The sequence below is a fragment of the Brevibacillus sp. NRS-1366 genome (assembly GCF_050467985.1).
Genome location: NZ_JBITPN010000021.1, coordinates 181,635 through 206,114, shown reverse-complemented (window position 1 = coordinate 206,114; position 24,480 = coordinate 181,635). Strand labels below are relative to the sequence as shown.

Annotated in this window: 21 protein-coding genes; 12 read left to right on the top strand and 9 right to left on the bottom strand. The window is 50.4% G+C overall.

The genetic code is table 11. The features are described from left to right. Positions 1 to 12 precede the first annotated feature (12 nt). Together ACIFQN_RS15220 and purU are read left to right on the top strand one after the other, a co-directional pair. Complete coding sequence (locus tag ACIFQN_RS15220; RefSeq protein ID WP_429833882.1) at positions 13 to 687, top strand: TetR/AcrR family transcriptional regulator; 675 nt, start codon at positions 13 to 15, stop codon at positions 685 to 687. Positions 688 to 816: 129 nt separating this feature from the next. Further along, on the top strand, positions 817 to 1,713 hold the full coding sequence (gene purU, locus ACIFQN_RS15215) for a formyltetrahydrofolate deformylase (RefSeq protein ID WP_429833881.1): 897 nt from the start codon (positions 817 to 819) through the stop codon (positions 1,711 to 1,713). A 143-nt stretch (positions 1,714 to 1,856) separates the two neighbouring features. On the opposite strand, the gene ACIFQN_RS15210 is transcribed toward purU, so the two are convergent. After that, positions 1,857 to 2,573, bottom strand: coding sequence for a hypothetical protein (locus ACIFQN_RS15210; protein WP_429833880.1), 717 nt, complete (start codon positions 2,571 to 2,573; stop codon positions 1,857 to 1,859). A gap of 340 nt (positions 2,574 to 2,913) precedes the next feature. Between ACIFQN_RS15210 and ACIFQN_RS15205 the strand changes: the two genes are divergently transcribed. Continuing rightward, the gene (locus ACIFQN_RS15205) at positions 2,914 to 3,453 is read left to right on the top strand and encodes a papain-like cysteine protease family protein (RefSeq protein WP_429833879.1); all 540 of its coding nucleotides are present in this window, start codon (positions 2,914 to 2,916) and stop codon (positions 3,451 to 3,453) included. Between the two features lie 17 nt (positions 3,454 to 3,470). After that, positions 3,471 to 4,085: a hypothetical protein gene (locus ACIFQN_RS15200; protein ID WP_429833878.1), complete on the top strand. Its 615-nt coding sequence runs from the start codon at positions 3,471 to 3,473 to the stop codon at positions 4,083 to 4,085. Between the two features lie 122 nt (positions 4,086 to 4,207). Here ACIFQN_RS15200 and ACIFQN_RS15195 read toward each other — a convergent pair whose 3' ends face one another. Beyond that, a complete protein-coding gene (locus ACIFQN_RS15195; protein ID WP_429833877.1) occupies positions 4,208 to 5,104 on the bottom strand; it encodes a LysR family transcriptional regulator in 897 nt (298 codons plus the stop codon). 117 nt (positions 5,105 to 5,221) lie between these two features. Between ACIFQN_RS15195 and ACIFQN_RS15190 the strand changes: the two genes are divergently transcribed. Further along, positions 5,222 to 6,433, top strand: a complete 1,212-nt coding sequence (locus ACIFQN_RS15190; RefSeq protein WP_429833876.1) for an MFS transporter — start codon at positions 5,222 to 5,224, stop codon at positions 6,431 to 6,433. Here the strand turns inward: ACIFQN_RS15190 and ACIFQN_RS15185 are convergent. The 3 genes from ACIFQN_RS15185 to ACIFQN_RS15175 all read right to left on the bottom strand — a co-directional run bounded on the left by ACIFQN_RS15185 (position 6,411) and on the right by ACIFQN_RS15175 (position 8,667). Continuing rightward, the gene (locus tag ACIFQN_RS15185; protein ID WP_429833875.1) at positions 6,411 to 7,091 is read right to left on the bottom strand and encodes an alpha/beta hydrolase; all 681 of its coding nucleotides are present in this window, start codon (positions 7,089 to 7,091) and stop codon (positions 6,411 to 6,413) included. The genes ACIFQN_RS15190 and ACIFQN_RS15185 overlap by 23 nt on opposite strands. Positions 7,092 to 7,278: 187 nt before the next feature. Next, positions 7,279 to 7,935, bottom strand: coding sequence for a CoA transferase subunit B (locus tag ACIFQN_RS15180; protein WP_429833874.1), 657 nt, complete (start codon positions 7,933 to 7,935; stop codon positions 7,279 to 7,281). Positions 7,936 to 7,974: 39 nt separating this feature from the next. Further along, positions 7,975 to 8,667, bottom strand: coding sequence for a CoA transferase subunit A (locus ACIFQN_RS15175; RefSeq protein ID WP_429833873.1), 693 nt, complete (start codon positions 8,665 to 8,667; stop codon positions 7,975 to 7,977). 295 nt (positions 8,668 to 8,962) lie between these two features. Here ACIFQN_RS15175 and ACIFQN_RS15170 point away from each other — a divergent pair, with 295 nt between their 5' ends. The 5 genes from ACIFQN_RS15170 to ACIFQN_RS15150 all read left to right on the top strand — a co-directional run bounded on the left by ACIFQN_RS15170 (position 8,963) and on the right by ACIFQN_RS15150 (position 15,771). Next, positions 8,963 to 10,201: an efflux RND transporter periplasmic adaptor subunit gene (locus ACIFQN_RS15170; protein ID WP_429833872.1), complete on the top strand. Its 1,239-nt coding sequence runs from the start codon at positions 8,963 to 8,965 to the stop codon at positions 10,199 to 10,201. After that, on the top strand, positions 10,194 to 13,445 hold the full coding sequence (locus ACIFQN_RS15165; RefSeq protein WP_429833871.1) for an efflux RND transporter permease subunit: 3,252 nt from the start codon (positions 10,194 to 10,196) through the stop codon (positions 13,443 to 13,445). The genes ACIFQN_RS15170 and ACIFQN_RS15165 overlap by 8 nt, the downstream gene beginning before the upstream one ends. A 98-nt stretch (positions 13,446 to 13,543) precedes the next feature. Further along, positions 13,544 to 14,032, top strand: coding sequence for a VanZ family protein (locus tag ACIFQN_RS15160; RefSeq protein ID WP_429833870.1), 489 nt, complete (start codon positions 13,544 to 13,546; stop codon positions 14,030 to 14,032). A gap of 80 nt (positions 14,033 to 14,112) precedes the next feature. Next, positions 14,113 to 15,249, top strand: a complete 1,137-nt coding sequence (locus ACIFQN_RS15155) for an acetate/propionate family kinase (protein ID WP_429833869.1) — start codon at positions 14,113 to 14,115, stop codon at positions 15,247 to 15,249. A 108-nt stretch (positions 15,250 to 15,357) separates the two neighbouring features. Continuing rightward, positions 15,358 to 15,771: a S1 RNA-binding domain-containing protein gene (locus tag ACIFQN_RS15150; protein ID WP_103104114.1), complete on the top strand. Its 414-nt coding sequence runs from the start codon at positions 15,358 to 15,360 to the stop codon at positions 15,769 to 15,771. Between the two features lie 440 nt (positions 15,772 to 16,211). Here the strand turns inward: ACIFQN_RS15150 and nfsA are convergent, their stop codons facing one another. From nfsA to ACIFQN_RS15130, 4 genes are read right to left on the bottom strand one after another with little or no spacing between them, the layout of a single operon-like run. Next, positions 16,212 to 16,943, bottom strand: a complete 732-nt coding sequence (gene nfsA / locus ACIFQN_RS15145; RefSeq protein WP_429833868.1) for an oxygen-insensitive NADPH nitroreductase — start codon at positions 16,941 to 16,943, stop codon at positions 16,212 to 16,214. Between the two features lie 49 nt (positions 16,944 to 16,992). After that, positions 16,993 to 18,195 (bottom strand): L-2-hydroxyglutarate oxidase, encoded by a 1,203-nt coding sequence (lhgO, locus tag ACIFQN_RS15140; RefSeq protein ID WP_429833867.1) that lies wholly within the window; start codon positions 18,193 to 18,195, stop codon positions 16,993 to 16,995. 8 nt (positions 18,196 to 18,203) lie between these two features. Beyond that, positions 18,204 to 19,658, bottom strand: a complete 1,455-nt coding sequence (locus ACIFQN_RS15135) for an NAD-dependent succinate-semialdehyde dehydrogenase (protein ID WP_429833866.1) — start codon at positions 19,656 to 19,658, stop codon at positions 18,204 to 18,206. 25 nt (positions 19,659 to 19,683) lie between these two features. After that, complete coding sequence (locus tag ACIFQN_RS15130) at positions 19,684 to 20,847, bottom strand: iron-containing alcohol dehydrogenase (protein WP_429833865.1); 1,164 nt, start codon at positions 20,845 to 20,847, stop codon at positions 19,684 to 19,686. Positions 20,848 to 21,117: 270 nt separating this feature from the next. Here ACIFQN_RS15130 and ACIFQN_RS15125 point away from each other — a divergent pair, with 270 nt between their 5' ends. Together ACIFQN_RS15125 and ACIFQN_RS15120 are read left to right on the top strand one after the other, a co-directional pair. Further along, a complete protein-coding gene (locus ACIFQN_RS15125; protein WP_429833864.1) occupies positions 21,118 to 22,830 on the top strand; it encodes a sigma-54 interaction domain-containing protein in 1,713 nt (570 codons plus the stop codon). Between the two features lie 311 nt (positions 22,831 to 23,141). Further along, positions 23,142 to 24,419: an ABC transporter substrate-binding protein gene (locus ACIFQN_RS15120; RefSeq protein WP_429833863.1), complete on the top strand. Its 1,278-nt coding sequence runs from the start codon at positions 23,142 to 23,144 to the stop codon at positions 24,417 to 24,419. Positions 24,420 to 24,480 lie beyond the last annotated feature (61 nt).

Here is a 24,480-nt window from a genome sequence, read left to right as displayed (position 1 = left end):
CGTATATAAGGTATGAACAAGCCATCATTGGTAGAGGGCCTGTTGCAATATGTGGAAGAGCTCAAAGACGAGAGCGAAATGACAGAAAAGCAGCGAAATATTTTGCGGGCCTCGATTAAGCTGTTCGCGGAAAAAGGGTTTCATGCCAGCTCTACTTCGGAAATTGCCAAGGAAGCGGGAGTGGCAGAAGGAACGATCTTTCGTCACTACAAATCGAAAAAGGACATTTTGCTTGCTGTCGTGGCACCTGTGCTTTTGAAGGTTGCGGCACCGTTCATTTTGAAGGACGTCCGTGAAATATTCAAAGAGGAGGCCAAAAAACCATTTGCCGAGGTTATGACTGAGTTGTACCGGAACCGACTGGAATTGGTCATGGCAAACGAAAAGCATATTCGCATCCTGCTGCAGGAGGCATTCTTCCATGATGAGATCAGGGAAGCCTTGATTGTCAGCGTATTTGCAGACGTCAAAGAGATGGCCAATAAGCTGATCGAAGCAAAGGTAGATGTCGGTGAGCTGCGTCCATTGCCCACCCAGGCTGTTTTTCGGGCTGTGCTGTCCTCCATGATTGGTTTGGTCTTGTTTCGGCAAGTTTTAGACCCGGATGAGTTTGGTGTTTATAGTGACGAAGAGCAAATAGCCCTGAATGTCGATATTTTAATGAACGGCATTGGGAATCGTGAATAAAGGTATGTTCTATCTAAAAAAATTTATTGATCAACGCTTCTTATCTTGCATATATGGTATAGAAAATAGTACAGGGAATGGTATAATTGCAAACAACTTTTTGCTGTTTACCATGGAGGAGAGAACATCATGCAATTGTTATCAGAGAGAGAATGGCTGGCGTACCGTGAAAAAAACAAAGATCGTGCGCGCATGCTGATTTCTTGCCCGGACCGTGCGGGTATCGTAGCGGCTGTATCCAATTTCCTGTTTCAACAGGGAGCAAACATTGTCCAGTCTGACCAGTACACAACCGATCCGGAGACGGGCCGTTTTTTCATGCGAATCGAATTTGATCTGGTCAACCTGGGAGAGCGCTGCGAAGCCATCAAGGACGAGTTTAAGCCGTTAGCCGAAAGCCTTGGCATGGAATGGTCACTGGTGGAGGCGCATAAACGCAAGAAGGTAGCCTTGTTTGTATCGAAGGAAGACCACTGTCTCTTGGAGCTGTTGTGGCGCTGGAAGTCAGGAGAGCTGCATGCGGATATCGCAGTAGTCATCAGCAACCACCCAGACATGCAGGAGACGGTAGAGTCCTTTGGCATTCCGTACCGCTGCATTCCGGTTACGAAAGAAAACAAGCCGCACGCAGAAGAAGAGCAGATCGCGGCAGCCGCAGGGGTAGACCTGATCGTACTCGCCCGTTACATGCAGATCCTGTCCCCTCGCTTTTTGGAGGATTACGCGATGCGCATCATCAACATCCACCATTCCTTTCTGCCCGCCTTTGTGGGGGCAAAGCCATATGAGCAAGCATACCGCCGCGGTGTGAAGCTGATCGGAGCTACTGCCCATTACGTCACAGAAGAACTGGACGCAGGCCCGATCATCGAGCAGGATGTTCAGCGCGTTTCGCATCAGGAAGACGTGGAGACCTTGAAACAATTGGGTCGTCAGGTAGAGCGTACCGTACTCGCTCGCGCCGTTGGCTGGCATTTGGAAGACCGCGTGCTGGTGTATGGGAATAAAACGATTGTGTTTCCGTAGAAGAAAACATAGCGAAAGAGCCCGTCCATATGGATCGGGCTTTTTTGATGCATCGTGCAGGAATGACTCCAAGCAAGTGTTCCAAGAACCTAGAGCGTTTCTCCTGTTTCCTCCTCCCCTCCACCTACAGCCCGCGGAAAACTTTACCTGACAAGCCCCGTAAGTTCAAAAAATTCAGGCTCAGGCTTCATCAACTTTGTCCCTTTTTCTGACTGAAAATAGATTTCTTGATCGCTCTCATACAGCACTGACACTTTTTGATCCCCAAAATCAAGAGTGCTTTTATTCTGACGAGGAGTTACTTCTTCCTTCCAATCAAACGCATCATTCACCATCCGGACGATTTCGGTTATTTTCGCCTTGTCAGTGATTTCCACACAGTCGCTGTCTTGACCCGCCTTTTCAGATACGCATATGCGGTCAGGAACATTTTCAATCCACGTAGTGGAATGAAGGATCCCATGCTTATCGAAAACGACCTCAGTCTGTTTCGAGAGTGCAAAGGAACTGCCGCGAACGGATAACTCCCAATCTACATCAGGCTTTCTCCACCGCGTGATAAAACCGGACACACTTTCATCCTCATTCTCAGAAGCATGTTGATAAGTAAGCGTCCAGCCATACTTTGGCAGTTCATTTTGATAAAAATGATAAATATCCTCCCAATGATCCCCCTGCATTTCGTAGTGAAACTCAGTAGGCTTGAGGCCTTTAAATAAAGGGATGTCCTCCTGTTTTTCTGGAATGATCGACATCCCTGAATAGGTTTCATCCTTTAGGGTAGCTGTTTGATAGATGAACCCACCGACTACAACGAGCACGAGTACGATTACGATGGTTAACCATTTCCCTTTTTTCACGTGGTACCCCCATTGAGTAAAGGATTGACACGGTTCCCTATAATCATCTCCAAAAACCGCGCCACCACTGGACGGTGATTGTGATCATCCTCACGCATGCAGAGGTAGACGGGGCGATTGATATCTACTTTTGGAGTTTAAATAGATCTACGTGATAAAAAAATTTACTCTTACATTGGAAAAAGGGCTAAAGGGAACAGTTATCTTAATTAACAGGAAACTTATTTAATAAACCTCCGTCTATATAAATAGGAAAATATTACCGTAATGGTTGACGGATACAAAATATTCCATTATATTGAAAAATATGTAAATACAATCAATAACAGGGGGATTATTAATGAAGGCAAGTAATATCATGACTTCCGCTGTAGCTACGATCGCAGCACTAACAATTGTTACTCAAGCTTATGCAGCTCCTGATGTGTATTCTCTAGGAGTCCCTGATGTCCAACAAGAAGAGACTAACTGGTGCTGGGCCGGATCATCCATATCAGTCTTAGGTTACAATGATATCGATGCTTTCCAAGATGATTTTGTGAGAAGCGTTAAAGGCTCAGTTGTTAATAGAACCGCTTCATTCAGTGAAGTTAAGAGAGGTCTTGCTGGAGAAGGTCTATCTTCCACATTTACCTCTGATTATCTCAGTTTTTCAACACTCAAATCAAAACTATATAATGGAGATCAACCAGTAATGGCTGGAATTAAATGGACTTCTGGTGGGGGGCATATGGTTGTTATAGATGGGTATGATGATGATTCTACAAATTACATTGAATATATGGACCCATGGGATGGTGACCATTATGTTAAATCATACTCGTCGTTTAGAAGCAGCAGCAGTCAAACATGGATTGAATCTCTTCATGACTTTAATTAAAGGGAGGCACTTTACAAATGAATAAGAAGATACTGATATCCGTAGTTGCATTAACTTTAAGTTTTGGTCTTATTGCAAGTGCATATGCAGGCGATAAAGGAAGTAAAAAGGCGTTGGAAGATTATAAGCGTATCCAATTGTCAAAAACAATTAGTAAAGCTGAAGAAAAAGGTATTGCAGATCTCCAACTGTCAGATTATTCGATTCCTGAATACGTGATTAGCGCAGAGGATATTTTAGCTTCTGAAGGTACTGACATTTCAGCAATTTTAAAACCGACTGAAAATCAATTGTGGTTTATGATGAATGACAATGAAGCCGAAGGTATTATTATTGCAAATGACAAAGAACCAGTATTAATGGGTGGCAAAAAAGGAGCAAAAAAGCTGCAAAAATTATATAAGGAATTACAAAAAGACATTACTAAAGGCGATAAAATACTATATTTTGAGTTTCAAGGTGGAGGGATTTTTCTAATTGAAAAAAGCAATAAACAGGATGTTTGGCTAAGTGAACGAGCTTCTACTATTTTAGAGCTTGAGGCATACAAGAAACTGAAACCAGAAGTTGTATTGAAAAGCATGAAAGAAAGAATTAATGATGGGGTTTCCGGGTTTACACCTAGCGATTAGGAGGCGGGCTAACGTTTGTCAAACCACTTTTCAAAGTAATAATCGGTTAAAATGGATAGCCGGAATTCCTTGGAGTACAGGAATTCCGGCTTCCCGTTTATTACGAGTGAAATTATTTTTTCTCAGGGGATGTAAACGTTCCCTACAATCATCTCCAAAAACCGCGCCACCACGGGACGGTGATTGTGATCGTCCTCACGCATGCAGAGATAGACGGGACGATTGATATCGACTCCGGGCACGATCACGCGTCCTACTTCACCGCGGGCTACCATTTCGCGAACAGCCAGTTCGGGAGCGAGCATGACGCCGTAGCCAGCACGAACGGATTGGATCGACTCGACCAGACCGTGGTATTGCAGCCCGACACGGGGCGGATTCACCCCGTTTTCGCGGCAGAGGGAAAAGAGGCGTTCCCTGGTTGAGCTGCCTTGCTCCCGCAGCAGAAACGGTTCTTCCACGAGCTGAGCCAGTGAGATTTTTTGCCCAGCAAACGGATGCGAAGAAGGGACAATAAACCAATAGAGGACATCAGTCAGATGAAGGCGCCGGATGGGGCGATCATCCCATGACTCGTTCGTGATCACAGCCAGATCAGCCTGGCAGCGAAGAAGACGCTCAATCGACTGCTCCGAGTTGCCAGTGCGAATTTCTATCTCTACGTGCTCATGCGCCTGTTTGTAGTCAGCCAGCCATTTTGGGACGAGATAATGGGAAGGGAGGAAGGTGGAAGCGAGACGCAGCTTTCCCTTTGTCCCTTCTTTGATTTCTTCCAGCTGTGACTCGATTTCCTTTTCCCAGTCGTAAATGCGACGTGCTTTTTCATATAGAAAGCGGCCTTCATACGTAAGCGAGATTCCTCGTCCATCAGGCGTGACCAACGTAACGCCCAGCTCGTGCTCCAGCTTACGAATTTGAGCACTGACAGCAGGCTGACTGATGGTGAGTGTATCTGCTGCTGCGGTGACGCTGCCCCGAGCAGCCACCTCGACGAAGATTCGCAAGGCGTGCAAATTCATCGTGTACCTCCCATTCATCCATTTTATTTATGAGTGAGGTAGAAAGATGTATTAGATCAGATGAATCATTCTATTTACTGTATAACATAGAAGCGTGGTAGAGAAAAGGAGCAGGTCATGAGAGAAATCAGCGGAAAGACACAGGTCATCGCAGTAGCTTTGGTAACGGCGTTATGTATGCTAGGGGATTCCATGCTGTATGTAGTCCTTCCTATTTACTGGAGGGAAGCAGGACTCACATCCTTATGGGAAGTGGGCGTATTATTGTCCATTAATCGTTTGGTTCGAGTGCCGCTTGGTCCGCTCGTGGGGAAATGGTATGAACGAACAGGAGGACGGACTGGCTTGATCGTGGCTGTCGGTCTGGCTATTGTAACTACTCTCGCGTACGGTTTTCAAGGATTTTGGCTGTGGCTGGTGGTGCGCTGTTTATGGGGCGTAGCCTGGACGTTTTTGCGGCTGGGTGCCTATTCTTTGATTGTGACGGTTTCAGAGGGGCACAATCGTGGACAATTGATGGGCCTCTATAACGGCTTGTACCGCTTAGGCAGCTTGGGCGGGATGCTTGGAGGAGCATTGCTTGTTTCGGTTTATGGGATGTCCATCGCGTCTTTCGTGCTAGCCATGTTTTCGCTTTTTGCCGTCATTCTTTTGTTTCTGTACGTGCGTCCTTCCTTTACCAAAGAAGGTAATGGAACGGCTGAGATCGCCAATGAACGAAGTCTATGGAAGCAGGGCAGTGTGCTGGCCACGATGGGTACCGCACTTATCGTTACGATGGTGTATCAGGGAATGTTTGCCTCTACACTGAGCAGGCTGATCGAGGTGCGTCAGCCGCTTGTCGTCGTAAGCGGGGTGGTAGTAGGGGCGGCAGTTCTCTCCAGTCTGGTGCAAGGAATTCGCTGGGGCTGGGAGCCATGGGCAGCTCCCTTGTTTGGCAAGCTGTCTGATCGATATGGGAGAAAGAAAATGTTCATTTGGACGCTCATCGTGGGGGCCATGCTTTTTGGACTGATGCATTCGCCAGCTACTGTTGTCGTCTGGTTTGCGATCTTGATGGGGATACAATTGACAGCAACCATTGTCACTACCGTGATGGATACACTAGCGGCTGATGAAGCAGCCAAGCAGACGAATAGTACAGCGCTGATGACCGTTTATTCGGTTGTCACTGATCTCGGAGCGGCATTGGGCCCCCTGATTGCCTTTTGGATGGATGGCAGCTTGGGACTGGACGTGATGTACGTCGTCATCGCAGTCGCCCTGCTTGCCATCGCCATCGCCTGGGCAGGAGAGAAGAAGTGGGTCAAGATGGGCAATGTTTCCTGATGGTCGCCATGACATGAGCGATCACCTCTTCCTTGTCAGGACCATGCAGGAGCATATGGTTGGAGTGCTCATACCAACTGATTTGCGGGGCTGCTGCCTTGTCCACACTCGTCGCTAAAAGCTCGGCGCTCACAGCATGCACCGTGTCGTCCCGTTTTGCCTGCAGCAGTACATAGGGTGTCTTGATTTTCGGGAGCAGCGGCTTCGTTTCTGATAACAGAAGGCGAAATTGCAGCATGCTGCTGAGCGGGATTCTGCCGATGCTCTGGATGTAACGACGGGAGTGGGTAGGAAAGTCCTCTCGCAAATAGTGGACGGCTTCTTTTACATCCCAGTATTTATACGGGGTATTCATAGTGATTAACAGCTTTACCGGATAGGACGTAGCCAGATGAAAGGCGAGCAATCCGCCCATGGAAAATCCGATGACGACGATGGAATCGACCCGCATCGAAAGGAGCTTGTAGGCTTCTTCTGCTGATTTCAGCCACTCATGACGGGTGCTTTTGGCCATATGCCGTCGGGTCGTTCCATGTCCCTCGAGCGTTGGACATTCTACCGGAAAACCAGCTTCGCGCAGATGCTTGGCAAGCGGGAGGATGTCATTGATGTCCCCAGCAAAGCCATGGATAACGAGACAACCGACAGTACCTGACATGCTTGATCTTCCTCTCAAATAATGGGAAATTGGTTTACCTATCTATTATATACGCTATGGTACAGGGAAGCGACTGTACAAGTGTGGCAACGGCAACGCAAAAAAGCGACCTTCACCGATAACATCGATGAGGCCGCTTTTTTCATGGCCCTAAGCAGGGGAACCAAGAAGCTGGTGCGTTTTTTCCTTAAAGTCCAATCGTTTTCAATTCAGGGGAGACAATCAACTTAGGCTGTGTGCAGGCCTGGATGTCTTCTGCGGTATAACCTTCTGCCACTTCTACGAGGACGAGACCTTCTGATGTTACATCCAGAACAGCACGGTCTGTAATGATGCGATTGACGACCTTTTTGCCTGTAAGTGGAAGGGCGCATTCATTCAAAATTTTCGTCTCGCCATGCTTGTTGACGTGGTCCATGATGACGACGATTTTTTTGGCACCATGCACCAAATCCATCGCGCCGCCCATCCCTTTCACCATTTTGCCGGGGATCATCCAGTTTGCGAGGTCACCTTCGGCGGATACTTCCATCGCCCCTAAAATAGCGAGGTCAATGTGACCGCCACGGATCATGGCAAACGACTCAGCACTGGTGAAGTAAGCAGCACCAGGAATAGCGGTTACGGTTTCTTTTCCGGCATTGATCAAATCAGGATCAAGCTCATCTTCCGTCGGATAAGGACCAATTCCCAAGAGACCATTCTCTGATTGAAGCACGACTGTTTTTCCTTCAGGGATATAGTTGGCTACCAAAGTAGGCATCCCGATCCCCAGGTTAACGTAAAAGCCATCTTCTACTTCCTGAGCAGCACGAGTGGCGATTTGTTCACGTGTCAGCGACATGTTTATTGCCTCCTTTGTATGCAAAGTATTTCTTGTCTATTAGGAGCGGACCGTACGCCGCTCAATCCGTTTTTCGAACGATGGAGCCAAGATTACACGCTGTACATAGACGCTCGGAGTGTGGATTTGATCAGGAGCCAGCTCGCCTGTCTCCACGATTTCTTCTACTTCCACGATCGTAATTTTACCGGCGGCCGCCATCATTGGATTAAAGTTTTGCGCGGTTTTTCGGAAGACGAGGTTTCCCATCTTATCCGCCTTCCATGCTTTGATGAGGGCGAAATCACCTGTAATCGCATGCTCCAACAAATATTCCTTGCCGTTGAAGTCTCGGGTTTCACGACCTTCGGCGATAGGAGTGCCGACGCCAGCCGGGGTGTAGAAAGCAGGAATGCCTGCGCCGCCAGCACGTATGCGCTCAGCCAGTGTTCCTTGTGGGGTCAGCTCGACCTCCAGCTCTCCGGAGAGGAATTGACGCTCGAACTCCTTGTTTTCTCCGACATAGGAGGAGACCATTTTTTTGATTTGTTTTTCCTTCAGCAATAGACCAAGGCCCCAATCATCCACACCGCAGTTGTTGGAGACGATGGTCAGGTTTTTGATTCCCTTGTCACGCAGGGCGATGATCAAATTTTCCGGAATTCCTACCAGGCCAAATCCGCCGACGAGCAAAGTAGCATGATCGTGGATATCAGCCACGATATCAGTGTAAGACGTGTAAATTTTTGCCATGACGATCACTCCCACCATGAAAAAATGATAAACCTGACTGATTTGAAAGCGCTAACAAGCAAGAGCAGAGCTGCCCTGCTTGTTTTCACACTTCTATCATACAGCATCTGAGTTACAAAAAAGTGACGAATAATCTGTTTGTTTTGCTAACTTGGCATGAATAATAAAAAAATATAAAAAATGACAGAAAAGTGATACAACTAGTTCGTTTTTTCTGTAAAATATATTTTGCCAGCTATTCTTCTTGTATAGACAAAGTTTTGGCGCAAAATGTGGGGTTGCTGAGGTGGATAGTATGAAAAAGTGGATCAGTCTCGTGGTCGTGGCCCTGCTTCTAACAGGCTGCGAAAAGCTGGAGGGGCAAGTAGCCCAACTGAAAAAGATAGAAGAAGAGTCCGTTATCAAGGTGAAAACGGTAAACGCCTATACGGTGGAAGAAAGCCAGGAGGGGCGGGCGATGGAAGTCTCGGGTGTCGTAACTCCACGTCAGGAGCTGGCCCTGTCCTTTGGTACTTCCGGTAAAATTGCCAATATTCTGGTTCAAAAGGGCGGCAGCGTCAAAGCGGGACAAACGCTTGCTACCTTGGAAGAATCCGTCTGGCAGCAAGGAGTAAATGCAGCGCAAGGCCAAGTGGCAAGTGCGAACATCCGGCGGAGCAAGGCGATCCAAGGTCCCGAGAGTCATGAGATACAAACGCAGATACTGCAGGTAGAAAAAGCAAAAGAGACTGCCCTCAAAGCGGAGCGAGAGCATGCGCAGGCAAAAGTTCTCTTTGCAAATGGGGCGATTGCGAAGGACGAATTGGACAGACTGGCACTTGCACAGCGGCAAGCACAGCTCAATCTGGAGGAAGAGCAGGTCGCATTCAACAAGCTAAAGCAAGGTGCTGACCGATTGGACATCGAGGAGGCCAATGCCGATGTGCAGCAGGCCAATGTTCAGTTGAGTCGTGCCAAGCAGGATGCAGCAGATGCCGTAATCAAGGCGCCTTTTGCAGGGGTAGTTGCCGCGATTACCAAGGTAGAGTCTGAGCAAGCTGGTGCAGGCAGCGAAGTAATCCGCTTGGTTGACACCTCATCCTGGCTGGTCAAGCTGCAAGTAGAAAGTGAACAGATCGGCAACTGGAAGCCGGGGGCAGCGGTCAAAGTCAAATCAGCATATGGCAGCGAGGCAGAGGGCAAGGTGACATTTGTCTCACCCGTTATGGATCAAGGCCTGGGATCGTATCCGGTAGAAGTGACGATTGTCGGAAGCGATGTGAACTGGAAGGGCGGCATGACGGTTACGTGTCAGTATCAGCTGGACGCGAAGAATGTTGCGATCGTACCTGTCAGCAGCATCGGGATTGCTGAAGAAGAATACTATGTGATGAAAATCCGTGAAAATACAGTGGAAAAGACTCAGGTTAAATTGGGGGGCCTGTATGGGACATTTTATGAGGTTTTGGAAGGGCTGGCACCTGGTGATCAGATCGTAGGCGCGGGACTTTCTTACGTAGTGGACGGCGAGGCGGTGCAGGTCGCTGATGAATAACAGAACTTTTTTATCCATCCTTCCTTCTCTCGCTAGAGTACTCGCCGTTATTTGTTGTCTATTGGCTGTTGGGGCAGCGCTGAGGATGGACCTGAAGACGTTTCCAGACAGACCTGTTCCAGTGTATACCATTACCCTGATCGCGCCTGGACTTACATCGGACAAAGTGGATGAGTCTGTGACCAGGCGCGTCGAGGAAGCCGTGCGTGCCATGGGCAGTGCACTGACGATAAAGACTGCGTCTCGTCCAGGCCTTGGAACAGTTACAGTAGAAACGACACAGAGTATCGGCTCTGACTACAAGGAGCGCTTGGAAAAGAAACTGGGTGAAGTCACGAAGCAGCTTCCGGTGAAAGAATGGAGCATCAGTCAGGACAATCTGGCAGACAGTCGGATCGGGTTATACCTTGTGCATGGAGCTGATCTGGTGACGTTATCAGACGTCGCTCGCTATACGGTTTATGAAAAGCTCATTAGTACGCCCGGAATTGCGCGCGTCGATGTAGATAACAGCGCAGTACGGCAGCAGGTAGATCTCGTTTTCCGTCCCTCCATGCTACTTGCATACGGACTGACTCCCGCTGATGTGCTGGGGCAATTGCCAGGAGACGTAGTCGCGCAGCAAGTAGGCAGTGTCGGGAAGAACCAGGATCGTACGTCTTTCCAATGGACAAGCCAATCCGAGGGACCACAGGGCCTCGGCAAGCAGCTCATTTCTACAGACAAAGGATACGTTCCGCTCAAGACACTGGTTGACATCCGCGACCTTCGAGGGAGCAAAGGAGAGGAAGTAAGTGTATATCGAGGGTCTCCTGCGATAGGGATTACCGTGTATGCGGCAGATGTAGGGCAGATTCCGTCGATCCGATCAGAAGCAGCCAAAGCGATTGCTGAATTAAACACAGACGCGGCTGGCAAGTATGCGATTGACATGATTGAAGATGATGCGCTTCCCGTTGCAGGTGCAGTGAAGCAGCTTGCGTTGTTGGCCGCAATTGCCGCTTTATTGAGCGCCCTCTTCCTTTACTTGACCCTGCGAAGCAAGGGGGCAGCAGCGCTTTCGCTTTTTGCGAACTTCCTCGCGGTGGGCAGCGTGCTTGGAGGGATGTGGCTTGGTGGAATGCCACTGACGCTCGCATCTCTGGGGCCAGTCATTATTTTTTCGCTTTTGTTTACGGGAGCAGGCTCCGCCCTGTTTCATCGTCTGCACCGCTTGGCTGGCTATAACCTCATCGACAATTTGCGAGAAGCAGGGAAGCTGATGAAGCCTTTGCTTTTAACGATTGTGGTTTTGGGAGCTGGCTGGTCATGCCAGATGATGACCGATTTTCTCGAAGCACAGGATAGGATCGTCCTGTACGATGCTTGGCCTGTGATGCTGCTTGGTACAGCGGGACTTTGGCTCGTCTACGGATTTATCATTCCCGTGCTGGCGGGGACGTGGCTGACAGACGCTGAGAGCAGGATCGTCCGTTCTACCCGACCGCCCAAAAAAGCGAAAGCCTATTTAACCATGCGCTGGGAGCGACTTGTGAAACAAGGGTACTTGCCGTATGGAATTACCCTCGCGGCATCCGTGGGCATCGTCATTTTGTTCAAGTCCTTTGTCCTGGTTGATTCATACGGGGAAGTGGCAACGAATAAAAAGACGCTGACGTTGCATATGGTTCAGGGGAGCAGTGTAGATGATGCCATCCGTGCAGCCCAACTGACAGAAGAACGGTTGCGCGGGCTTTCGGAAGTACGTGATCTGTACACAGTTGCTTCCCGCGAGCAGTTGTCCTTTCATTTGCAACTGGCGGACAAGTACGATTGGGAGCGCACCGTAGTTGATTTTGAAAAAGAACTGGATAAACAACTGCGCGGCATCCCCAATACCGATCCGTTCGCGTTGGTGGTCAGTGACGATATCGCGACACGTCTTGAATTTACCGTTAAGGGACCTTCTTTGGAAACGACCAGAGATATTGCCAATGCGATTCTTGTCTACCTCCAAAAATTAAGCTGGAGCGATAAAGAAGGACGAGAGATGATCACCGATGAAAGGCTGGGCGCTGGACAGACCGGAACGTATGTTGACATTCGCCCCAAACAGGAGATGCTGGCTCGCTACCGTGTGACGGAAGACGAGATCAAGCGCCAGTTGGAAAGCTATTTGGGTGATCAAGCGGCCGGTTCGGTCTATTGGAACGAACGAAATATACCTGTTAACGTCCGATTCCCGGAAAAGTGGATGGATCATCCGGACCAGGTGAAGAACATCCTCATTCGTACACAAGAAGGAACGGTGCGTCTGGCTGACTTGGTAAATTGGTCCATGACCACAGAGTCCCTTGTTTATGAGCGCAAAGATGGTTTATACGTCTTCGTAGTAAGCAGCGCGGTCTCCTCTCCTAGCTGGCTCAACGATTTGGCTGATAACATTCCGCTGCGTATGCAAAAATCGTTGACGATTCCTGAGGGGTATACGGTCTTCAATGCCAAGGAATTGAAGAAGCTGGAGGAACAGCAGTCAGACAAGCAGGATTGGAGCGGGCGGGTTCTTGTAATCGGAGGCCTCGTTGCCGCTGTATGGATGGCGAGTCTTGTTCTTCAGCGCAGAGCCCGGGACGGACTGTTCGCACTTGTCCTCATCCCAGCTTTAGCGGGAAGCGTCCTTTTGGGATTGCTGGTCACCGACCGCCAGATGAACGCTATGGCTTTTTACGGAATTGCTGCCGCCTTGGCTGTACTGCTCCAGCAAGCGTTGGTCCATCTCGACGAGCTGTATCTGGCCAAAGCCGAAGAAGATAGCATTTGGGATGGCGTGCAGAAAGGCACCAGCCGCGCTCTTTTTCATCAGCTCAGTGTCCTGGCTGCTATCGCGATTGCCAGCCTGCCGCTAGCTGGAGGGTGGGTAAGCGGGATTGACTCGTTTGCCTCCTTTGCCAGTCCGTTATTGTTTGGCACTTTGTTTTCTGGTTTTGCCGTGATTGTGCTCATCCCGGGCATGCAGCATGCGTCCGAATGGAAACAAGTCACTCAGGCTGAATTCTCCATTCCCATTCTGCTGCGTCGTCTCCGCATTTGGTGGGAAAATGATCAGGTCCGCCGCGCAGATGCGAAAATCAGAAAACGCCAGCAAAAACAGCTCAGACAAGAGCAACGTACGCAAGCGAACGAATATAAATCAAAAAAAGAGAGTGATTTGGCAAAGGAAGATTTCTTGCCTTTGTCAACTTCCACAAAAGACGTCAATCTGTAAGGAAGTATGGACTACATCGACACCTCTCCGTATAGGATTGGTGTCTTTTTTCTACCTCATGTAAGATAGAGAGGAATCAAATCGGGGGGAGATCAAGTGTGCGCCGATACGTGAAAGTGATGGATTACCTGCTGCTGGCGGCGATCCTGATCGGATTGTTTATCTCTTCGTCCCAACCGTATTACAAGCAGGACCTGCGAGGGACGATTTCGAACATGGTCGATGGGGACACGTGGGGGGATCGGATTGGGGACGTGTCGATCCCGTATGGGGGCAAGGAAATAAGCGTAGAGGAAAAAGGAATTGCCGGATTCATTGAGTTCTTTTTACGCAAAGGGACACATTTTCTGGTGTTTGCCCTATTGGCATTTGCTTGGTTTCGTGTCTATTCCCATCATCTGAGCTTTGCAGTAGCCCTGCCCTGGAGCGCTTTTTCCAGCGTGATGACGGCAGCGTTGGACGAGTGGCATCAGACTTTTTCTCCAGACCGGGCGGGAATGGTTGCCGACGTGCTGCTGGATGCATCCGGTTCTGTCACGATGTTGTTGATAATTACTCTCATATACAGGTATTCACGACAGAAATGATGTAATAAGATGGGAGAGGCTCAACCGTCCTAGAATGGGAAGAGGCGTTGATTGGAAGAGTAGAGGGAGTGGATAACAGCATGGAAGAAAAACAGAACGTGCTAGTGCTCAATTGCGGCAGTTCCTCGGTCAAGTACAAGGTGTACGAGATGCCGGCAAAACAATTAATTGCGCATGGTTATTTACAGCAGATCGAGCGTGATCAATACGAGGACGCCATTCGCAGCGTTTTCGATACATTGAAAGACATTCCGATTCATCTTGTATCCCACCGCGTCGTGCATGGGGGCGAGACGTTCAAGGAATCCGTGTGTATCGATGAGAATGTGAAAGCAAAGATTGGAGAGCTAGCTCGGTTTGCTCCGCTCCACAATCCCATTAATCTGATAGGGATCGAGGTCGCGCAAAGCATTTATCCAGATGTCATGCACGTCGCTGTCTTTGATACGGCTTTTCATCAGTCGATGCCGCCTTCTTCCTTTTTATACGCCTTGCCATACGAATACTATGAGAAATATGGCATCCGGAAATACGGCTTCCACGGAACTTCGCACCGCTACGTGATGGGACGCGTGGAAGAGCTTTTGGAACGGCCGAAAGAGCAGCTTCGACTAATCAGTTGCCATATTGGAAGCGGAGTCAGCATTACGGCGATCAAATACGGAGAGTCTTTTGATACGTCTATGGGAATGACGCCACTCGCTGGCCTATCAATGGGAACACGTAGTGGCAATATAGATCCGGGAATTATTCCTTATATTGAAGAGATCGAAAAAACCGATACAGCTGGAGCCATTGGTATTTTAAACAATGAGAGTGGCCTGATGGGCGTATCCGGCGTCTCTAATGATTTGCGTGAAGTAATGGCCAAAGCAAAGGATGGCCACTATCGGAGTCAGCTAGCATTAGAGCTTTTTACGACTATCATTCATAAACATATTGGATTGTATCTCGCGAGACTCAATGGTGTGGACGGTATTATCTTCACAGCAGGCGTAGGTGAAAATAACCCGATCGTTCGTGAATTAGTGTGCACAGGTCTGGAATTTGCTGGTGTGATTCTGGATCGGGAGGCAAATCGCAGTTGCAAAGGAGAGGCGTTTATCAGCACGCCGTACTCTATGGTAAAGGTGATGGTAATACCTACCAATGAGGAGCTGATCATGGCTACAGACGCATTTGAACTATCTCGCATACAGTCCGATTGCTCGACCTAGAAAGAATAGGCTTTTCAGTATTTGAATTTCTCTGCTATACTAAGAGAATGAGGGTACTGGTTGAGGCTCTCACCATTTTTCGGAAATGATAAAAGGAGTGCAAACTGGATGGCAGTACAAGTGGGAAGCATCATCGAAGGAAAAGTGACAGCGATTAAACCGTTTGGGATGTTCGTAGCAGTCAGCGAAACGGAGCAGGGGCTGGTCCACATTTCCCAAGTAGCAAACGGTTTTGTAAAAGATATCAATGATCACTTTACCGTGGGGGCACAAGTAAAAGTTAAAGTACTCTCCATTGATGATGCAGGAAAAATCTCGCTTTCGGTTCGCGCCGCACTCCCAGCGCCTGAGCGTCCGGAACGTGAAGAGCGTCGTGGTGGTGGATATCGTGGAGGCGACCGCGGAGGGAATGCAAGACGGGAAAGCGGTGCTTCTTTCGAGGATAAGCTGAAAAAATGGATGAAGCATAGCGAAGAAAATCTTGCGACTATCAATAAAAAGAACGCAAAACGCGGCTACTAAGCCTTGGGATAACTGAGAAGGACGGGATATCTTCCCGTCCTTTTCTTTTTTTTCTAACTGCGACATTCTTCTATAGCAAATCCTCAGAGACATGTAGTTCCTACCTAATTCATAAAACCCTTGACTCTATTCCGTAAATGAATCGATACTTAGATCGAAAGTAAATTTTTTGAAAAATATATGATTAATACCAATTTTCTTGTCATAACCGTCTCAGTATTTCTGATGAGCTTATTTACGAATTTGTTTTCTCCTGCTTCTCGAGCATTGGTCAGCCAATTGTTAGATGGAGAAGATTTGGCGCTCGTACTGCAACGTATGTGATCGGCTCCATCGGGATTGCGGCTCGATCTGCCGGGCTTCGCTGAACGAGTTCATCGGATTTCACGCTAAGCCATCGGCCGTTTCCAGTGCCGATGGCTGTTTTTTTTCATCCTATCCTAGTCAAACCGAAATCCTTGCTGCTCCAAAAAGTTGCGCATGTGGGGGCGGGCATGCTTGCTGAATTTATCCGCCATTTCATTTGACCAGGTGGTGTCTTTCTGACGTCCGCGATAATACTCCTGCATAACCTGATCATAGCTTTCAATTCCGGCCGCAACGTGCTCGGAGTCATACGAATTGTGATGGTAAACCGCTTTGGCATCCAGCCGGGGACGGATCGACGGCACCTGATCCGGTACGCCGACACACATGCCAAAAACAGGATATACCAGTTCAGGGAGACGCAATAAAGCGGCTACATCCCCCGGATTGTTGCGGATGCCGCCGATATAGACGATGCCCAATCCCATCGATTCAGCGGCCAGCGCGGCATTTTGCGCGGCGAGCGCCACATCGACTGTGGACACGATGAAATTTTCCATGGTCGGAATGTACGCGGTCGTAGACTCCCGCTGTTCACATGCCATCTTGGAACGGTGCAGATCGGCGCACCAGACGAGAAACAGCGGACATTGCGCAACATACGCCTGATTGCCGGTGAGAACGGCCAGTTGTTGCTTTAATCCCGAATCCGTCACGCCAATGACGCTGTAGGCCTGCACATTGCTGGAGGTGGAGGCCGATTTTGCACTGGTAATGATCGCTTCAAGCTGCGTGTCTGAAAGCGGTGTTTCCTTGAATTTGCGAATGGAACGGTGGCTGCAAATGGTGTCAATTACCTGATTCATGCGGTTCCTCCAATAGCTGGGAAGTGATTGAAAGCGGCTGCAAAAACGGTCAGTCAAGTTGGAACTGCGCGGCTGCATACCCGGCGATTTCTTCCCCGATCATCAGCGAGGCTGTGGCGGCGGGAGAGGGCGCATTGCATACATGGATGCTGTTTTGGCGCGGGATGATATAGAAATCATCGACCAGCGAACCGTTTGACTGCAATGCTTGGGCTCTCACCCCAGCAGGAGCCGGAATTAGATCGGCTTCTTGGATTTCGGGAATCAAACGCTGGGCAGCGCGAACGAAGGCACCCTTGTGAAACGATTGGTACATCTCCCGAAGCCCGTTGCGCCAATGGGTTGCAGCCAGCTTCCAGAAGGCCGGGTAGCGTATCGTCTCCAGAAAGTCGTTCCAATCAAAATCCATTTTTCGGTAGCCTTCTCGTTTCAAGCTTAACACGGCATTAGGACCGACATCCACATGCCCATCAATCATGCGGGTAAAATGCACCCCGAGAAACGGGAACTGGGGATTGGGCACCGGGTAGATGAGATGCTTGACCAGATGTTGCTTTTCCGGCTTCAACAAATAGTATTCGCCGCGGAACGGGATGATTTTTACGTCCGGATGCTCGCCGTTCATCCGGGCGATCCGGTCGCTGTGCAGCCCTGCACAGTTGATCAGATGCCGTGCCAAGAACGTGCCTTTTGTCGTTTCCACCGCCAGCTCGTGTGGTTTTTGCGAGATGGCCAGCACCTTTGTCGAAAGCGAAAGCGTGGCGCCGTCTGCTGCCAGCAGTGCCGCCAGCTTTTCCGCCACCTCGGCGTAACGGACGATCCCGACGCTGTGTACCTTGATGGCAGCAAGACCGCTCACATGCGGCTCGATTTCGTGCAGCTCGTCTGGTGTAAGCCGGGTCAGCTCAAGTTCATTTTGCAAGCCTTGATGGTAGAGCCGTTTAAGCAACGGCAGCTCTTGCTCGTCGGCCGCTACGATTACTTTGCCACACACCTCATGCCGGATTCCATGTTCCTCGCAGAACGCGACCATCTGCCGGTTTCCTTCGCGGGCCAGCCTTGCTTTCAGGCTGCCCGGCTTATAGTAAATCCCCGAATGAATGACGCCGCTGTTGTGACCGGTCTGGTGAAATGCCCATGCTGCTTCTTTTTCCAAAAGCGCGATGTGTTTGTCTGGAAACCGCTGTTGCATTGCCCACGCGGTGGACAAGCCGACGATTCCGCCCCCGACGATCAGAAAATCGTATCTCATCGGCGCCTCTACATGCCGAGGGAAACATATTTCGTGTCCAAATATTCCTCGAGACCTTGATGGCCCCCTTCGCGACCATAGCCACTCTGCTTCATGCCGCCAAACGGCGCCTGCGCCACGCCGGGAAGCGCATCGTTTAAGCCGATGATGCCAAACTGCAGCGCTTCGGTGACCCGAATGGCCCGCTTCAGGTCGGACGTATACAGATAGGCGGCCAAACCGTAATCGGTATCGTTGGCCTGCCGGATCACTTCTTCTTCGGAGTCGAACACGATGATCGGCGCTACCGGACCGAACGTTTCTTCAAACGAGATCAGCATATCCGGGGTAACGTCACCAAGTACGGTCGGTGCGTAAAACAAGCCCTGCTCACCGAGCTGTTTGCCGCCACACAGCACTTTGGCCCCTTTGCCGATCGCATCGTTCACATGCTCCGTCACTTTCGCAAGGCCGCCCGCGTTCACCAACGGGCCGATTTCCACGTCATTTTCAAGGCTGTTGCCGACGGTAAGGGCGGCCACCTTTGCTGCAAACAGCTTGGAAAACGACTCCAATACGCCGCGCTGCACATAAATCCGGTTGGCGCATACGCACGTTTGCCCGGCATTGCGGAACTTGCTGGCGAGCACTCCTGCTGCCGCTGCTTCCAGGTCGGCATCGCCAAAGACGATAAATGGCGCATGTCCGCCAAGCTCCAGCGAGAGTCGTTTCAACTGCTCTGCGGACTGTTTGACAAGCTGCTTGCCCACCTCGGTAGAGCCGGTAAACGATACTTTGCGCACGATCGGATTGGAGAAAATTTCATCGGAAATCGGCTGGGACGCACCGGTGACGACATTGACCGTCCCGGCCGGAAAGCCCGCCATCTCCACCAGCTTGCAGAAGGCGATCGCGCTTAGCGGCGACAGGCTGGCAGGCTTGACGATTCCGGTGCAGCCTGCGGCGAGCGCGGGACCGAGCTTGCGGGTCATCATCGCCAGCGGGAAGTTCCACGGCGTAATCGCGGCGACGACGCCGACAGGCTGCTTGATCACCAGCAACCGCTTGTTCGGGGACGAAGCAGGAATCGTTTCGCCATAGATGCGTTTGCCTTCCTCCGCATACCATTCGAGGAAGGAAGCGGCGTAGGCGACCTCGCCCAAAGCCTCTTTATATACTTTTCCCATCTCCATGCTCATAATTGCCGCCAGTTCCTCGCGATGCTCCAGCATCAGGTCGCGCAGGCGCAGCATCAGGCTTGCCCGTTCCTGGGCGGTACGAGTGGACCAAGCCGGGAATGCCTGGTGGGCCGCTTCGATTGCTGCCTTCGTCTCCGCCCCGCCAGCGTTGGGGACGCGACCGATCGTTTCCCCGGTTGACGGGTTGACGACTGCGAATGTCGCTTCATCGTTTGCATTCACCCAGTTGCCGTTTACGTACATGTGCAAATGTTTCAGATCAATCAGTGAGATTGTTCGGGTCATTGGATGGTTCCTCCTTTTAGGGGCTCTAAATGGTCAAATTGTACAGATGGATCAAGTCCGACTTCGTCGTGTGACGCGGATTCACCACGATGTTTCCACTCTTCATCGCATCATCCGCCATCGCGTTGATTGATTCGGGATCGATCTTGTATTCGCTGAAGCTGTCCGGGATGCCGATATCGGCCGAAAGCCGGCGTACAGCTCGCACGGATTGGTTGGAGAGGTTGAGTGCCGTATCGCTTCCGGGGCTCGCTTCTCCCATCAGCACCGCGATTTTGGCGAACTTTTCCGGAATGGCAAGGCGGTTAAATTCCATCACATGGGAAAGCAGCACCGAATTGGCGATGCCGTGCGGAATCTGGTACCAGGCGCTTAATGGATGACTCATCGCATGGACGTTGCCCAGACGCGTATTGTTAAAGGCCAGACCGGCGACGAGACTGCCGTACAGCATGTTTGTCCGCGCTTCCAGGTTGTCGGGATTGTAGACGGCCTTTCGGAGATTGGCGGAGATGACCGAAATCGCCTCCTGCGCCAGCAACTCACTCAACGGGTACGCCTTTTTGGAAACGTATGACTCAATCGCGTGAACGAGTGCGTCCAGGCCGGTTGCGGCTGTCAGCATGGGCGGCAGCGTGAGCGTCAGGCATGGGTCCACGACAGCCCAGCGGGCACTCAGCTTGCGGCCGCCGATCGTGATTTTGTACTGCCGTTTCACATCCGTAATGACAGTGAAGATGGTTATCTCGCTCGCTGTGCCGGCTGTGGTCGGAATGGCGATCATCGGCAGCGCGGTACAGGGGAATTTATCCATCCCTTCATAGTCGGTGATGTCTCCCCCGTTCGTTGCCAATAGGGCAAGCGCCTTGGCAGTATCGAGCGGGCTTCCCCCGCCAACCCCGATGACCAGATCGGCGTTGCAATCCTTCAGTACGTGAAAGCCGGCATCGACGGTAAGTGTGGACGGGTTTGGTTCGACACTGGAAAACACCGTACAGTCAGCGGTCGTTTTGGCAATTTGCGCCAGCACCGTATCCAGAATCCCAGATCGTTCAATTCCTTCATCACAGACGACCAGAACACGTGAAAAAGCGTGCTCATTGATAATTCGGCTGACTTCCTCGACGACCCCGGGCCCAAACAAAATTTCCGTGCTGCAATTAAATGCGGATACAGACGTTGGCAACATTAACAAGGACACTCCTTTACGAAAAATAACTGTACTGATTTAGAAGAGAGAAATAGCAATAAACATGCCAACAATCCGAAAATGGGTTCAGCGGAAGAAAAGCGCTACTCGTTTTGGGGAGAGAGCGGTTTGACTGGTCTTGGATGGGGGAATACGTGTTGTCGTTTTGTGCAAGATTGCACCTGTTGTGCAAAAATGCAATTGTGAAGATGAATGTAATCGTTTACAGTTTATACACTACTTCAAAAATTCGAACAAAGGTGAGTGCTGATGAAAAGGAATTGGAATCAACCTGACTTGCAGGATGGACGAATCACATCGTCCAAAATGAATCAGTTTGTCGATTGCATCGAACAACCGGCATGGCTGCTGGACAAGCAATGCAAGCTGCTGTATGCAAACGAGGCCGGGCAAGCGCTGGCTTGCGACGACCTCCCTTTTCTCGGCGAGCGGCTGATCGCTGTGGATGACATGATGCTGGAGGATCGCTATGTATATGCGAAGGGCTCCTATACCCGAACGGTTCGCAGGGTTTTGCTGGAGGAAGAAGTGTATTATCTGGAGATCTGGAACCAGGCGGAAGAAGCGCAGCCTCCGTTTGATATTACTAGGGAGCTGGAGCTGATTATCGATTCAGTACAGGAGGGGATCTATGTCACCGATGAGCACGGATTTACGATCCGGATCAACAAATCGTATTCGGAAAATACGGGCATTTCCCGAAGCGAGGTATTGGGAAAGCATGTATCCGAGTTGATCAGTACAGGCTATTTTGACGATTCCGTCACTCTGAAGGTGATGAAGCACAAAAAACCGGTTTCCCTGCTGCAAAAAATCAAGGAAAAAAATCAGATGTGGCTGGTAATGGGGAAGCCTGTTCTGGACGAGGAGGGCAATATCAGAAGGATAGTCAATACGCTGCACAATATGACCGAGCTCAACGAGATGCGCGAGGTGCTGAAGGAGCAGTCCTTGCTCATTCGCGAGCAGACTCGCGAGCTGGAAATCTTGCGCTCACAGCTGACGGAAACCGGCGAGGTCATTGCCAACAGCTACAAGATGCAGCAGGTCGTCTCGCGTATTCGCAGGCTGGCAAAAGTGGACAGCTCCGTGATTATCCTGGGTGAGACGGGCTGCGGGAAAAACATGTTCGCTCGTGCCATTCACCGGCTGAGTGACCGTAGCGCGATGAACTTCATTGAGGTCAACTGCGGGGCGATTCCCGAGCATTTGTTTGAATCGGAGTTGTTCGGCTACGAGAACGGGGCGTTCACCGGAGCGACCCGCGGCGGCAAAACGGGACTGCTGGAGGCGGCCCATATGGGCACGCTGTTCCTTGATGAAGTGGCGGAAATGCCGATGAATTTGCAGGTGAAGCTGCTATCTGTTCTGCAAAGCAAAAAAATCCGGCGAATCGGCGGTGTGAAGGAGATCGATGTGGATGTACGAATTGTCGCTGCGACCAACAAGGATCCGCAGCAGTTGATCGCGGAGAAAAAGCTGCGCGAAGACTTATATTACCGGCTGTCGGTCGTCCCGGTCATGATTCCGCCGCTGCGCGAACGAAAAGACGACGTGTATGCGTTGGCCGAGCATTTTATCAAGCGGTACAACAGCAAGCACAACCTGAACGTCAAGTTTTCCAAGGCGGTGTTTCTCACCTTGGAATCGTATCATTGGCCGGGCAATGTGCGGGAGCTTGAGCATCTGATCGAGCAGTTGATCGTGTTGGCAGACAACCAATTTGTCGATGTGGACGATCTGCCGCGCGAACTGCAGCTGTACAACAAGGTTCACGAAGGAGATCTGGGCAAGGATTTGAAGACGATCGTGGAGGATGTGGAGCGGAAGCTGATCACGGAAGAGTGGGAAAAGTACCAGGATATCTATGTGGTAGCGGAGCGTCTAGGCATGCATCGCACGACGTTGATCCGCAAAATCAAGAAGCTCGGCTTGCAATTTACAAAGCTCAAACAAATTTAGTGCAACTTTGCACAGAATTGTGCGAAGATGCACGGATTGGACCGGGAAAAATCGACTGTATTTTCTGATGATGAGGCGAAAATCCCGACAGTTCGCTGTTTTCCTGTTTTGGCACAGGATTTGCTTTAAAGGTGCTGTATCACAACGAGCCGTGCCAGGGCGTTGTCGAATGTAAGCGTTTAAAAGGGAGGTGAAGGAACGGCAGGCACAAGGTCGTTCTCCTAAGCTTGGCTGATTGCAAAAGTTACAGGGGCCATGTTCACACCAAAGATGATGTAAGGGGAGGAATTCAAGTGAAAAAGTTTTTGAGCGTGTTGCTTCTTAGTGTCACGATGCTCGTAAGCGCTTGCGGCAGCGGAGGCGGCGATGCCGCATCGGGTGGTCAATCGGCTGGACAGGAAGCCGGTCAAGCAAGCGGCGGAACAAAAGAGGCGTTGAAAATCGGAGCGATTTTTCCATTTACCGGTGCCAACGCGCTGCTCGGTGACGAAAGCTTCCGTGGTCTGGAGCTGGCAGTCAAAATGAGAAACAAAAACGGCGGCGTCGCTGGTGGCAAAACGGTGGAAATCGTGAAAGGAGACGCTCCTGATGCCAATGCGGCCCAATCGGAAGCAAACCGGCTGATCCAGCAGGAAAACCTCAAGTTGATCACGGGCTCCTATTCCAGTGCAGTTGCGTTTGCCGCAAGCGAAGTAACGGAACGCAACGGTGTGCTGTTCTGGGAAATGGGCGGGATTTCCGACAAGATTACGGAACGTGGCTACCAATACGTGTTCCGCGCGAACCCGCGCTCTGCTACGTTCCAGGAAAAACATCTGGAATTCATCCAGAAGGAACTGGCGCCGAAGCTGAACAAAAAGCCGGAGGAAGTCAAAATCGCCATCGTCCATGAAGATTCGCTCAACGGTGCGACCGGCGCCCAATATTTTGAGAAAATTGCCAAAGTGGCCAACATGAACATCGTCACGGTGCAGTCGTACAGCGCGAAGAGCGTCGATCTGTCGTCCGTGGTGCTGAATGTGAAAAATGCGCAGCCTGATGTGATCGTCATGACTTCGTATTTGAACGATTCCATCCTGTTCGTTCGCCAGGCGAAGGAATTGGGTTTGAACGTCACGGCCATCGTTGGTACCGGCGGCGGCTATTCGATGAAGGACTTCCAGAAATCGGTCGGCAAAGACGCAGAAGGAATCTTCAGTCTCGACTTCCCACAATACAAAATCAACACGCAATTTACACCAGGCTTGGAAGATTTCCAGAAGCTGTACAAGGAAACATACGGTGAAGAACCGCGTTCCGGTCACTCGCTGGCCAACTTTGTAAGCGCAAACGCCCTGCTGGATGTACTGGACAAGGCAGGCGAGGTTGACCCGGACAAGCTGCGTGACGAAATCATCAAGCTGAACGTTGAGCCGGGGAAAACGGCGAACGGCTGGGGAATGCATTTCGACTCAAGCAACGGCCAAAACATATTGGGAACACCGTATGTCCACCAGTGGCAAAACGGTGAGCTCGTTGGCGTATGGCCGAAGGAAATCGCGGTCAAAGAGATGCTGTTCCCAATGCCGAAATGGGAAGACAAAAAATAGCATGGCACTGATCAGGACAGGCTTGTTGCCTCCCTGATCATTTACTCCATGACAGAGGAGG

Coding starts and splice junctions, on each gene's coding strand:
- ACIFQN_RS15220 (WP_429833882.1), top strand. CDS start 13: ATGAACAAGCCATCATTGGTAGAGGGCCTGTTGCAATATGTGGAAGAG.
- purU (WP_429833881.1), top strand. CDS start 817: ATGCAATTGTTATCAGAGAGAGAATGGCTGGCGTACCGTGAAAAAAAC.
- ACIFQN_RS15205 (WP_429833879.1), top strand. CDS start 2,914: ATGAAGGCAAGTAATATCATGACTTCCGCTGTAGCTACGATCGCAGCA.
- ACIFQN_RS15200 (WP_429833878.1), top strand. CDS start 3,471: ATGAATAAGAAGATACTGATATCCGTAGTTGCATTAACTTTAAGTTTT.
- ACIFQN_RS15195 (WP_429833877.1), bottom strand. CDS start 5,104: ATGAATTTGCACGCCTTGCGAATCTTCGTCGAGGTGGCTGCTCGGGGC.
- ACIFQN_RS15190 (WP_429833876.1), top strand. CDS start 5,222: ATGAGAGAAATCAGCGGAAAGACACAGGTCATCGCAGTAGCTTTGGTA.
- ACIFQN_RS15185 (WP_429833875.1), bottom strand. CDS start 7,091: ATGTCAGGTACTGTCGGTTGTCTCGTTATCCATGGCTTTGCTGGGGAC.
- ACIFQN_RS15180 (WP_429833874.1), bottom strand. CDS start 7,935: ATGTCGCTGACACGTGAACAAATCGCCACTCGTGCTGCTCAGGAAGTA.
- ACIFQN_RS15175 (WP_429833873.1), bottom strand. CDS start 8,667: ATGGCAAAAATTTACACGTCTTACACTGATATCGTGGCTGATATCCAC.
- ACIFQN_RS15170 (WP_429833872.1), top strand. CDS start 8,963: ATGAAAAAGTGGATCAGTCTCGTGGTCGTGGCCCTGCTTCTAACAGGC.
- ACIFQN_RS15165 (WP_429833871.1), top strand. CDS start 10,194: ATGAATAACAGAACTTTTTTATCCATCCTTCCTTCTCTCGCTAGAGTA.
- ACIFQN_RS15155 (WP_429833869.1), top strand. CDS start 14,113: ATGGAAGAAAAACAGAACGTGCTAGTGCTCAATTGCGGCAGTTCCTCG.
- ACIFQN_RS15150 (WP_103104114.1), top strand. CDS start 15,358: ATGGCAGTACAAGTGGGAAGCATCATCGAAGGAAAAGTGACAGCGATT.
- nfsA (WP_429833868.1), bottom strand. CDS start 16,943: ATGAATCAGGTAATTGACACCATTTGCAGCCACCGTTCCATTCGCAAA.
- lhgO (WP_429833867.1), bottom strand. CDS start 18,195: ATGAGATACGATTTTCTGATCGTCGGGGGCGGAATCGTCGGCTTGTCC.
- ACIFQN_RS15135 (WP_429833866.1), bottom strand. CDS start 19,658: ATGACCCGAACAATCTCACTGATTGATCTGAAACATTTGCACATGTAC.
- ACIFQN_RS15130 (WP_429833865.1), bottom strand. CDS start 20,847: ATGTTGCCAACGTCTGTATCCGCATTTAATTGCAGCACGGAAATTTTG.
- ACIFQN_RS15125 (WP_429833864.1), top strand. CDS start 21,118: ATGAAAAGGAATTGGAATCAACCTGACTTGCAGGATGGACGAATCACA.